Annotated in this window: 12 protein-coding genes, 1 tRNA gene and 1 rRNA gene; 11 read left to right on the top strand and 3 right to left on the bottom strand. The window is 46.4% G+C overall.

What is annotated here, in order from left to right; genetic code table 11:
* Position 1 precedes the first annotated feature (1 nt).
* The 11 genes from rrf (at position 2) to HQN90_RS31040 (ending at position 8,864) form a co-directional block, all read left to right on the top strand.
* Positions 2-118, top strand: a 5S ribosomal RNA gene (gene rrf, locus HQN90_RS31090).
* Between the two features lie 476 nt (positions 119-594).
* A complete protein-coding gene (locus HQN90_RS31085) occupies positions 595-1,797 on the top strand; it encodes a putative glycoside hydrolase (RefSeq protein WP_246362924.1) in 1,203 nt (400 codons plus the stop codon).
* A 150-nt stretch (positions 1,798-1,947) separates the two neighbouring features.
* Positions 1,948-3,405, top strand: a complete 1,458-nt coding sequence (gene guaB / locus HQN90_RS31080; RefSeq protein ID WP_173226353.1) for an IMP dehydrogenase — start codon at positions 1,948-1,950, stop codon at positions 3,403-3,405.
* Positions 3,406-3,523: 118 nt separating this feature from the next.
* Positions 3,524-4,903, top strand: coding sequence for a D-alanyl-D-alanine carboxypeptidase family protein (locus HQN90_RS31075; RefSeq protein ID WP_338042410.1), 1,380 nt, complete (start codon positions 3,524-3,526; stop codon positions 4,901-4,903).
* Positions 4,904-5,023: 120 nt separating this feature from the next.
* Positions 5,024-5,905 carry a pyridoxal 5'-phosphate synthase lyase subunit PdxS gene (pdxS, locus tag HQN90_RS31070; protein ID WP_079416924.1) on the top strand — a complete coding sequence of 294 codons (882 nt, stop codon included), beginning with the start codon at positions 5,024-5,026 and terminating at the stop codon, positions 5,903-5,905.
* The gene (gene pdxT, locus HQN90_RS31065; RefSeq protein ID WP_079416926.1) at positions 5,905-6,483 is read left to right on the top strand and encodes a pyridoxal 5'-phosphate synthase glutaminase subunit PdxT; all 579 of its coding nucleotides are present in this window, start codon (positions 5,905-5,907) and stop codon (positions 6,481-6,483) included. The genes pdxS and pdxT overlap by 1 nt, the downstream gene beginning before the upstream one ends.
* 91 nt (positions 6,484-6,574) lie before the next feature.
* Positions 6,575-7,855, top strand: coding sequence for a serine--tRNA ligase (gene serS, locus HQN90_RS31060; RefSeq protein WP_173226351.1), 1,281 nt, complete (start codon positions 6,575-6,577; stop codon positions 7,853-7,855).
* An 82-nt stretch (positions 7,856-7,937) separates the two neighbouring features.
* Positions 7,938-8,024: transfer RNA gene (locus tag HQN90_RS31055), tRNA-Ser, on the top strand.
* 139 nt (positions 8,025-8,163) lie between these two features.
* The gene (locus HQN90_RS31050; protein WP_173226349.1) at positions 8,164-8,511 is read left to right on the top strand and encodes a hypothetical protein; all 348 of its coding nucleotides are present in this window, start codon (positions 8,164-8,166) and stop codon (positions 8,509-8,511) included.
* Between the two features lie 20 nt (positions 8,512-8,531).
* Positions 8,532-8,681, top strand: coding sequence for a hypothetical protein (locus HQN90_RS31045; RefSeq protein ID WP_173226347.1), 150 nt, complete (start codon positions 8,532-8,534; stop codon positions 8,679-8,681).
* 15 nt (positions 8,682-8,696) lie between these two features.
* Positions 8,697-8,864, top strand: coding sequence for a small acid-soluble spore protein P (locus HQN90_RS31040; RefSeq protein WP_173226345.1), 168 nt, complete (start codon positions 8,697-8,699; stop codon positions 8,862-8,864).
* Positions 8,865-9,133: 269 nt separating this feature from the next.
* Here the strand turns inward: HQN90_RS31040 and HQN90_RS31035 are convergent, their stop codons facing one another.
* Genes HQN90_RS31035 through HQN90_RS31025 form a run of 3 tightly spaced genes read right to left on the bottom strand, consistent with a single transcriptional unit; the run spans position 9,134 to position 11,333 of the window.
* The gene (locus tag HQN90_RS31035) at positions 9,134-10,375 is read right to left on the bottom strand and encodes a hypothetical protein (RefSeq protein ID WP_216855513.1); all 1,242 of its coding nucleotides are present in this window, start codon (positions 10,373-10,375) and stop codon (positions 9,134-9,136) included.
* On the bottom strand, positions 10,372-10,803 hold the full coding sequence (locus HQN90_RS31030) for a hypothetical protein (RefSeq protein WP_173226343.1): 432 nt from the start codon (positions 10,801-10,803) through the stop codon (positions 10,372-10,374). The genes HQN90_RS31035 and HQN90_RS31030 overlap by 4 nt, the downstream gene beginning before the upstream one ends.
* On the bottom strand, positions 10,800-11,333 hold the full coding sequence (locus HQN90_RS31025) for an RNA polymerase sigma factor (RefSeq protein ID WP_216855512.1): 534 nt from the start codon (positions 11,331-11,333) through the stop codon (positions 10,800-10,802). The genes HQN90_RS31030 and HQN90_RS31025 overlap by 4 nt, the downstream gene beginning before the upstream one ends.
* Positions 11,334-11,413: the final 80 nt, after the last annotated feature.

Below are 11,413 nucleotides of genomic sequence, written 5' to 3'. Positions count from 1 at the left end.
GTTTGGTGATGATGGCGGAGGGGACCCACGCGTTCCCATCTCGAACACGACCGTTAAGCCCTCCAGCGTCGATGGTACTTGAACCGCAGGGTTCTGGGAGAGTAGAACGTTGCCAAGCAACAATAGGAAGCCTTTATAAGAGAAATCTTATAAAGGCTTTTTTTCTGTAACAATGGAATCTGCGTTTCAAGTCAACCATGGTATCGCCGCAGTACAATCCTTAAGGTTTTTTTCTGAACTAAACAACTTCAGACATTTAGCCGAAACGGAACTAGGATACGCTATTTCATTAAAATTGGAGCGAATTCGCGGGCAAACGGAACTACAGTACGCTAATTCCTCCAAAATGCTTAATCAACCGATCTTTTTGGACATATAGCGGATCGTAGTTCCGTTTCGATAGAAATCTCCCCTTTTTTCCGCATATAGCGTATCCTAGTTCCCTTTCGTACGTAACTCTAAACTTTTTATCACAAACAATGCAATCTAAGAAATAGCAGAGTCCTTATGGAAAAAATTCCATGAGGACTCTTTTTTTTACATCAGTACAATAGCGTGGAATAAACCATACTAGCCCTATGAGGAGGGATTGGTATGTGTTTATCAACAAATACGAAGCGATTAAGCGTTATTCTTTTTGGGTGCATGGTGATGCAAGTAGTTTCAGGTTGTTCAGCTAAGATGGACTCGATTAAGAATGAGGTTAATCGAGCGGAAAGTCTAAACGAATTAGGCCACAAGATTCCTGCACCTTTGCCGGAAGCGAAAGCAATGAAGGCTGAAGTGTCTGCTGCTCTCCCGCCGAAGGCTGCAAAGCAGGTTGTGAAAGGCATTTATGTATCGGCATGGTCCGCCGTGGGTAATAAATTTGAACAACTCCTAACGTTGGTGGAGCAAACGGATTTGAATGCGATGGTTATCGATGTGAAAAACGATTCCGGACAAGTTACATATGCCTCTACGGTACCGGCAGTGAACGAAATTGGAGCGAGCAGCAACGTCATTATTCAAGATCTGAAAGCCAAGCTGCAAATATTGAAGGAGAAGAAGATCTATTCGATTGCGCGGGTTGTTGTTTTTAAAGATCCTTATTTGAGTAAGAAGAAAAGTAATTATGCCATGCAAAGCTCAACGGGCGCTGTATGGAAAGATAACAAAGGTATAGCTTGGGTAGATCCCTATAAGGAAGCTGTGTGGGATTACAATATCCAAATTGCCAAGGAAGCAGCACAGTTGGGTTTTGACGAAATACAATTTGATTATGTGAGGTTTCCTGAGAATGGGAAGCAAGTGGACAGAGAGGTTCGGTTCGATAATCCGAACAAGTTGACGAAGGCTCAGGTCATTGAAGCTTTTCTTCAGAGAGCAAAGGAGCAGATTGGACAGCAGGCTTATTTATCCGCCGATGTGTTCGGTCTAACGACTTCTTCCGACAATGATATGGGCATCGGACAAGAATGGGCTGGTATCAGCAAGCAAGTGAATTATATCTCCCCTATGTTATATCCATCCCACTACTCAAACGGCATGTATGGCGTCAAGAACCCGGATTTACAGCCCTATGCCATTGTGAGCAAGGCTATTAGCGATGCTAATGGAAAGAACCAGAGGCTTAAGCAGGTCTCTAATGAGGTAGCAGAAATCAGGCCTTGGTATCAAGATTTTACGGCAACATGGGTGAAACCGCATAAGACTTATCGCGCTGCGGACGTGAATGAGCAAATTAAAGCGGCTAAAGAACAAGGGGTTGAACAGTTTTTACTGTGGAATTCGAATAGCAATTACTCCTATCGTTAACGGAATTGTCTTATTCGGAGAAAAGGCATCCCATTAGCTGAGCCTTTTCCTTGACATGAAAAATAGGCTTTTGTTAAGATTGCAATCATATACAAAAATGAAGAACAGAAGCTTTATGCGAATCGACAGTTCTAAGGAGGAATAAATGTTGTGAGGGAAGACAAGTTTGGCAAGGAAGGCTTAACGTTTGATGATGTGTTGTTGGTGCCTAGAAAATCAGAAGTGTTCGGTAAGGAGATCGACGTTTCAACGGTTCTTGCACCTCATGTGAAATTAAATATCCCGTTTATTAGCTCGGCTATGGATACAGTAACGGAGTCATCGCTTGCTATTGCTATGGCACGTGAAGGCGGTATCGGGATTATCCATAAAAATATGACCATTGAGCTTCAAGCTGAGCATGTAGACCGTGTAAAGCGTTCAGAGAGCGGTGTAATTACGAATCCATTCTCGCTAACACCTGAGCACCATGTGTATGATGCGGAAGAGCTAATGGCTAAATACCGGATTTCCGGTGTTCCCATTGTGAATGAATCCAACAAACTTGTCGGCATATTGACGAATCGCGACTTGCGTTTTGTACATGACTATTCCATTAAAATTAAAGAAGTAATGACACAGGAGAACCTGGTCACGGCTCCGGTTGGAACTACGCTTCAGCAAGCCGAAGGAATTCTTCAAAAGCATAAGATTGAGAAGCTGCCGCTTGTAGATGACAATTTTGGTCTTAAAGGGTTAATCACGATTAAGGATATTGAAAAAGCTATTCAATTCCCTAATTCGGCCAAGGACGCACAAGGACGTTTATTAGTAGGCGCAGCTGTAGGAGTTGCTAAGGATGTACTCGAGAGAGCGGCCGCGCTTGTAAAAGCTGGAATCGACGTTATCGTAGTAGATTCAGCTCATGGTCACCACATCAATATTGCAGAAACGGTGAAAAAGCTTAGAGCGCAATATCCAGAGCTGCCAATCATCGCAGGCAACGTGGCGACGGGCGACGGTACCCGTGACCTCATTCAAGCTGGAGCATCCATGGTGAAAGTTGGAATTGGGCCTGGATCCATTTGTACAACGAGAGTTATTGCCGGGATTGGTGTTCCACAAATTACGGCAATTTATGATTGCGCACAAGCCGCGGCAGAATTCGGAGTTCCTATTATCGCAGACGGCGGGATTAAGTATTCCGGTGATGTGGTCAAAGCGATTGCGGCTGGAGCAAGCGCGGTTATGATTGGCAGTCTTTTTGCTGGAACGGATGAAAGCCCAGGCGAGTCGGAGATTTTCCAAGGACGTAAATTCAAAGTGTATCGGGGCATGGGATCTTTAGGGGCGATGAAGGAAGGCAGTAAGGATCGTTATTTCCAAGAGAATGAGTCTAAGCTTGTTCCTGAGGGTATCGAGGGCCGTGTTGCCTACAAAGGGCCCATGGCCGATACGGTGTACCAACTTGTGGGCGGTTTGCGTTCAGGTATGGGCTATTGTGGGGCTAGGAACATTTCGGAATTGATTCACGATACGCAATTTATTCGAATCACAGGAGCCGGCTTAAAAGAGAGCCACCCTCACGATATTCAAATTACGAAAGAAGCACCAAACTACTCGATGTAATTGTCATAATAAAATTAAAATTTAAGGCGTGGGAATTGAACCTACGTCTTCTTTTTTTTGTCTATTAGGGTGTGTTACAATATTAACGGTCATTATTAATGCTAGGGAGAGTGGAATTGTGAAAGTTTTACGTTTTACAAAGAAAAAGGTTGTTTTGGTGCTAGGTATAAGTTTAATTGCTCAATCCTTACTTTTACATATACAACCAACCTATGCTGCGGATACCAAGAAACCAGCAGCGGCAGCAACAGCAACGCCAACGCCAGCAACAACGCCAACGACAACGGCGACATCGCCAACACCAGCAACAGCACTTAATGAGCCCAAAATTGCAGCAAAATCAGCTATTATTATGGAAGCTAGCACAGGGGCTGTACTTTTTGAATTCAATGCGGACGAGGCTTACCCTCCGGCAAGCATGGCCAAGATGATGACAGAGTATCTTGCGATGGAAAGTATTAAAGATGGCAAATATAAATGGGATTCACCCGTGACGGCAAGTAAAAATGCAGCGGACGTCATAGGATCCGGTCAATTGATTGCTGCTAATGAAACGCTGACGTTTAAAGATATGTTTAATGCAATGTCCATCTATTCCGCGAATGATGCTTCGGTGGCCTTTGCTGAGATGCTTGGAGGCACGGAAGAAAATTTTGCGAAAATGATGAATGATAAGGCCAAAGAACTCGGGATGTCGGACAAAGCCCATTTCATTAGTGCAACTGGACTGTCCCGTTCTGATCTTAAGAACCCACCGGCGTCTATTGAGGGTGAGACCAAGATGACTGCGCGGGATGCAGCAACCCTTGCCTATAATATCCTTAAGGATCATAAGGAAATACTAGAATTCACAAAAATTCCTTCATTGAAGCTTAGACCGACGGACAAAACGCCAATGATCAATTGGAACTGGATGCTGGAAGGCAACCAGACGAATGCAAATTTCAAAAAGTACTCGTATGCAGGCCTTGATGGTTTGAAAACGGGATCGACGGATGATGCAGGCTACTGCTTCACAGGAACGGCGGAACGAAACGGTATGCGTCTAATTTCGGTTGTTATGGGAACCAAGACGGAGCCGGAACGATTCAATGAAACGAGGAAACTGCTCGATTATGGATTTAATAATTTTGAAACTAAACCTTTCCTTAATGCCAAACAAGAAATAGATTCTTTGAAATTCGTAAACATTAAGAAAGGCGTTCAAACGCAAGTTCCTCTTGTTACGAAAACGGGACTAACTTTCATCGCGAGAAAAGGTGCGAAGGATACCGATTTCACCATCAAGGCAGAAGCGGCTGAAGAAAGCAAATTAGTCGCTCCCATTACGAAGGGCGATACGCTTGGCAAAGTGAAAGTCAGCTACAATGGTCAAGAAAAAACGGTTGATCTTATTGCCAATGATGACGTGCAAAAAGGCAGCTGGATTCGACTCTTGTTCCGCTCCTTAACAAACTTCTTCAGCGATATGTTTAAAGGGATCAAAGGCGGCTCTTAGACCAGAAAATGAGTTGTATAATGCCCCTCCTTCATGTAAAATGATTGTTTAGAAGTTTACTATCGAATCGTGCAGATAACTGCATGAAATTGGCATAAAAGGTATAGGAGGAAATAAAGAATGGAAACAGGAACATCCCGCGTTAAAACAGGTATGGCTGAAATGCAAAAAGGCGGCGTCATCATGGACGTCATGAATGCTGAACAAGCAAAAATCGCAGAAGCAGCTGGTGCATCCGCAGTTATGGCGCTCGAGCGCGTACCTGCTGACATTCGTGCTGCCGGCGGCGTATCCCGTATGGCTGATCCAACAATCGTAGAAGATGTAATGAGAGTGGTTTCGATTCCTGTTATGGCGAAAGCCAGAATCGGGCATTTCGTAGAAGCAAAAGTCCTAGAATCTCTAGGTGTTGACTATATCGATGAGAGTGAAGTTTTGACGCCTGCGGATGAAGTTTTCCACATCAACAAACGCGACTTCACGGTTCCTTTCGTATGTGGTTGCCGTGATCTTGGCGAAGCTTTGCGTCGTATTGGTGAAGGTGCATCCATGCTTCGTACCAAAGGCGAGCCAGGAACAGGCAATATCGTAGAAGCTGTGCGTCACATGCGTACGATTCAAGGCCAAATCCGCAAAATTCAAGGAATGTCCAAGGATGAGCTGATGTTTGAAGCTAAGAATCTTGGAGCTCCTTATGAATTGTTGTTGCAAGTTCATGAATCAGGCAAATTGCCTGTTGTTAACTTTGCTGCTGGCGGTGTAGCTACACCTGCTGATGCTGCGCTTATGATGCACCTCGGTTCTGATGGTGTATTCGTTGGATCGGGTATTTTCAAATCCGACAGCCCTGAGAAATTTGCCAAAGCAATCGTAGAGGCAGTAACTCACTACACAGACTACAAATTGATCGCTGAAATCTCCAAAAACCTGGGTACCCCTATGAAGGGAATCGAAATTTCCAAGCTTCAAGCTTCCGAGCGTATGCAGGAGCGCGGCTGGTAATGACGAAGATTGGGGTTCTCGCGCTGCAAGGCGCGGTAGCGGAGCATATTCGCGGTATTGAGAAGGCGGGTGCCGAGGGCGTTGTTGTTAAACGCACGGAGCAGTTAGCCGAACTAGATGGTATAATTCTGCCCGGTGGAGAGAGTACGACCATCGGCAAGCTGATGCGCACCTATGGATTCATCGAGGCGCTTCAGGCTTTTTCTGCGGCAGGCAAGCCGATATTCGGCACCTGCGCGGGTTTGATTGTGATCGCGAAAGAGATCACCGGACAGCCGGAAGCCCATCTTGGGCTGATGGATATCACGGTGGCTCGCAACGCGTTCGGGCGTCAACGCGAAAGCTTTGAGACGGACTTGCCGATCAAAGGCATCGACGAGAACGTTCGCGCGGTCTTCATCCGTGCTCCACTGATTGAGAAAGTGGGACCGGATGTGGATGTGCTGGCTACGTATGACGGCCAGATCGTTGCGGCGCAGCAAGGGCATCTCCTTGCGGCCTCTTTCCACCCTGAGCTGACGGACGATTTCCGTCTGCACAGCTATTTCTTGGATATGGTAAAGCAAAGACAAGCATAATTAATGGTACAAGCACCTTGAACTCACCGGAGTGCCGGTAAAGGTGCTTGCTTCCATATTCTAACCATTTTGCGCTAACGGAGGAATCTCCTTGTTTGATGTAAAGTTACTTCGCAGTGATCTGGCAGCGGTACAAGCTGCAATGCAAAACCGAGGAAAACAAATTGAAGAGCTTAATGGCTTCACCGAGCTCGATATTAAGCGTAGAGAGCTTCTGCAGGAAACAGAGCAGCTCAAAAACCGCCGGAATACCGTGTCTCAAGAGGTTGCCGGCCGCAAAAGAGCCGGCGAGAATGCAGACGATCTGATTCAGGAAATGAAGATCGTTGGAGACCGAATTAAAGAGCTCGATGACGAGATTCGCGTCTTGGATGAGTCCTTGCAGCATGTCCTGCTCGCTATCCCGAATATGCCCCACTCCAGCGTCCCTGTTGGTCGCACAGAAGAAGAGAATGTGGAGCTTCGCCGCGTAGGCGATATACCTCAGTTCGATTTTGAAGTGAAGCCGCATTGGGAAGTTGCGCAGGAGCTAGGCATTCTGGATTTTGAAGCTGCGGCGAAGGTGACGGGATCGCGTTTTGTATTCTACAAGGGCCTCGGCGCAAGGCTGGAGCGGGCGTTAATTAACTTCATGATGGACCTGCACAGCGATGAGCATGGGTATGAAGAAATGCTGCCTCCTTATATCGTAAACCGTGACAGCTTGACGGGCACAGGCCAGCTTCCAAAGTTCGAGGAAGATGTGTTTAAAGTAGAGAATTCGGATTTATTCCTGATTCCGACTGCGGAAGTTCCGGTAACCAACTATCACCGTGAAGATATTTTAACCAATGAACAGCTGCCTGTTAATTTCGTCGCGTTCAGTGCTTGTTTCCGCTCGGAAGCAGGGTCTGCGGGTCGAGATACAAGAGGGCTGATCAGACAGCACCAATTCAACAAAATTGAGCTCGTTAAGCTTGTTAAGCCCGAAGACTCCTATGAAGAGCTAGAGAAGCTTACAGGGCATGCTGAGCGCGTCTTACAGCTGCTGGGTCTGCCATACCGTGTGCTGTCTCTCTGCACAGGAGATATTGGCTTCACATCGGCGAAGACGTACGATTTGGAGGTTTGGCTGCCGAACAGCGCCGTTTACCGTGAGATCTCGTCCTGCAGCAACTTCGAGGACTTCCAAGCTCGCAGAGCTAATATTCGTTTCCGCCGCGATGCGAAAGCGAAGCCGGAATTCGTACATACATTGAACGGATCGGGCTTAGCGCTTGGACGCACGGTGGCAGCGATCCTTGAGAACTACCAGCAAGCGGACGGCTCGATCGTCGTGCCGGACGTGCTTATTCCTTACATGAATGGCATAAAAGTGATCACAAAAAAATAGTACTTGATTCTACCCAAGAATTTATGCTACAATGCTTTTTGTCACTGCACAAGGTTGTCTCCTTACCGGGAGACACCTACGTGGAGAGGTGGTCGAGTGGTTTAAGGCAGCGGTCTTGAAAACCGCCGAGGTCGCAAGGTCTCCGTGGGTTCGAATCCCACCCTCTCCGTAACCATGGTAATACCCCAACTAAGAAGTCATGCGATTCCTTTGAATCGTGTGGCTTTTTTTGTTGCCTATATCCTCATTAATTGGGAGGGATAAAAGACGGCGCGCCTCGGCATTTTATACATGTGGAGGTGTTACCTATGAGCAATACAGACAAGCTAACCGTGAATCAAGCCGAACTCGTAAGCGAATGGGCTCGAGTACTCCCGACAACGCTGCAGCCAACCGATCAGGCGCGTGTATGGGCCGATGAGGCCGATTCTAACGCACTTTGGGTTCATATTATGGCAGCAGGGCATACGGGCTACACCATCGATTTTAAGGTCACCTACGTTGACGACAGAGAGATTAAGGTCGAACTGACAGACGTGCAGCAAGGGACGACGCACATTGATGAGCGCGGCGATGTCGTGCAGAATCTGATCGATGACTATATTCGTCATATCCATGAATGCGCGCAAGCTTTGCAGAAAGTCACACACGCCTAGCGGCGGAGGGAGAGCTCACTATGACCAAACAGAAAGCAGTCGATAAAAACTTGCAGAATGTTGCCAAGGATTTCGAGGCTAGCCCAGTGAACAGTCATCAGGCCCAGCAGGTTCAGCAGCAAGTGAATGATCATAGACATCAAGATGCGCTTAATCACGAAGAAAACTAGAGAGGTGGTCTACCTATGTCGAAACAAAAATCATATTCTGCCGGGAATAATCTTGTGCAAAATGGTTCCGTGAAAAATAGTGATCACAACGGAAATCAAGAGCCGCTCTCCGGCTCTAAAAAAGTGAAAAACAGAAATCATTCAAGAGCAAATCAGCATGGCGAAGGCCATGGCGGTGTCTGAGGATTTTCATCATAAAAAATCTTTACAAAATGTTTAAAATTCACGAAGCCGGACATACTATATTTGTCGGTGAGCAGAGAGGTGTGGTTCCGTTGGAGCATTCAGCGAAAGGGAAACAACCGTTGCAAAGAGGACTTTTCTACCTGTTATAATCAGGCTGGAGGGGATGTGCCAAAGACACTTACCGTGTTTTATAAGCAGATTTTCCTAAAGGTTTACGTGTAACATGTTTTAAAAGAAATCATAAACGCCGACAAAAAAAAGAACCCTTAGGGGTTCTTTTTTTCGTCTGTTTCGGGGGGATTTGAGAAATGTTGCTTCTCCTCCTCCTCAGAAATGAAAGGCGAGTAGGATGAAAACGCGGGATCTGGATGAAATTCAGCGTCAAACGCCTGCTTTTTCCGATAAAAGAACAGTTTGATGCCACCTACAATTAGAATCAGCGCAACGATGAAGGTTTGGCCAAAGCTATTTAACCAATACATATAGTTCGAATGCGGGAACAACTGATATATGAATTGGGACACGATTTCTTTGAAGATGTAATAACCGCCGAGCAAGATAAGCACAAAGCCGATAGAGCGATGGTATTGTGTCCAGTTCTCAACGATCGGTTTATCGATCAGCGTCCCATTTTCATATCGCGTAATGCTCTGTAAAGCATCGAAGAAGCTGAAGAACCACAAAATCGGAATGAGAAAAAGGAAGAGGGACAACCTCAGGACATCGAGCACATAAATGGAAAATAGGAAAATCGCCATCAATTGTATGCCCCGCTTGTTCATCGACAGATACAGGTGCGCGGCCCCAGGGAAAATGGCGATTATTGTCGCCAAAGTCCGGTTCTTACGGCCGAATTCATCGCCAAGATGAAAATCATCGAACATGCTGCGATCGACGAGCCCTAGACCGGCCTGCTTGCGCTCCTGCTGTTTCAGGGCGTCGAACATGGTGTAGAACCAAAGCACCGGCAAAGCCAGAAGAAACGCTACGAAGCCATTATTGTGCGTCATGATCGTAATGAAGAAGACGAGGATGGCAACCCCGAAGAAGGAAACCATCGCCGTTAGGCCGCGCTGCATCAGGCCGAGCTGAAAATGACCGAGACCTGGGACAAATGACAGCAGGATAACTCTGGTTCGTTCTTGCTGATTCGCCTGATAGGCATAAGGGTTAGCACCTGGGGACGATTCCCACTCTGGCGATTGAGGGTCGTAAGAATGAGGAGCGCCGTAAGAGGGGACACGATAAGGCTGTGAGCCCAGCAAGTAAACGATCATATCAATCATGTTGACGATCCAAGTGAAAGCGGCGAATAAAGCCAACAGAAATAGAAATTTCCCGGGTAAGCGATTAATATAAATGCCGACGAAGATGAGAAACATCGGACCGAAAAACCCGGCGCCATATAAAAAAGCACGCAATAACCGCTGCATATACAAATGGCCAAAACCAGGGATGAAAGAAAGCAAAAATGCTAGTACACTGCTTTTGTGTTGTATTGGATTCATGGTTGAGAACCTCCTTTGTTTGGAGCTTGTTGTAAAGTATCCAGCCACCCTAGCGTCTTATTCAGCCATACATCGGAAACAGGAAGCTCTTTCTGAAGAGAGGACGGATTTAATTCTTGTGATAAACCATGAAAGAACCCGGTAGCTACCAGAATTAGTGTAGCCGCAGCGGCGATGCCATAATGCAGCAGGGTTGAGCGGTACCAGGAACGCTTCGTTCCCGTAGTTCGCGCAATAATTGCATGGACATACTGCTCAGTGTCGACTTCCAATGAAGGAAGTGACAAGGACGGATCTTCCATACAAATCATGTAGACGCTCAAACATTCCTCACAACGGTACAAATGAGTCTCCATTGCTTCCATCTCCATGGCAGGCAGCATTTGGTTCAGGTAACTCGTCCACGCAGCTTGATCGTAATGTTTCACAAGAAATCCTCCTCCTTCCAATTTTTCCGGAGCCACTGTTTAGCCCGATACAGCTTGGACTCGACGGTTTTAACCGTGATGCCATGCGCATCGGCAATATCTTGATAGGATTGATGTTGGATATAATAGGCCGTTAGAACCTCTTGATAATTAGGTGGAATTTGATGCAGCCGCTTCCGTACAAGCTGAGCGGTTTCATTCATGATAACCTCGTGTTCAACCACACGTTGTTGATGAAATAAGGGCTCGGCAGCAGCTTGTACAGATATCTCCATCTCCGCTGTCGTATCTTCTCTTTTCCGATTCGCTGAACGTTTGAAATCAATGGAACGATTTACAGCAATGCGTGTAATCCAGGTTTTGAGACCCTTCATCTGGTACTGGGGGAGGGAGAAGTAGATCCGAGTCCATACATCTTGAGATAAATCTTCGGCATCTTTGGTATGACGTACAATCGCATAAATCGTTTGGAACACATAGTGCCGATAAGTGCTGACCAGCTCGCGGAACGCTGACTCATCGCCATTCAAAATGCGCTCAACAAGGGCATGTTCCTGAATAAGCTTCTCCTCCTCTCCGCATGAATAGACGAAGGGTCTTCCATCGACCC

Origin of the sequence: Paenibacillus alba (genome assembly GCF_013204855.1) — a bacterium.
Taxonomy (GTDB): domain Bacteria; phylum Bacillota; class Bacilli; order Paenibacillales; family NBRC-103111; genus Paenibacillus_E; species Paenibacillus_E alba.
This window is presented reverse-complemented; position numbering and strand designations above follow the sequence as displayed.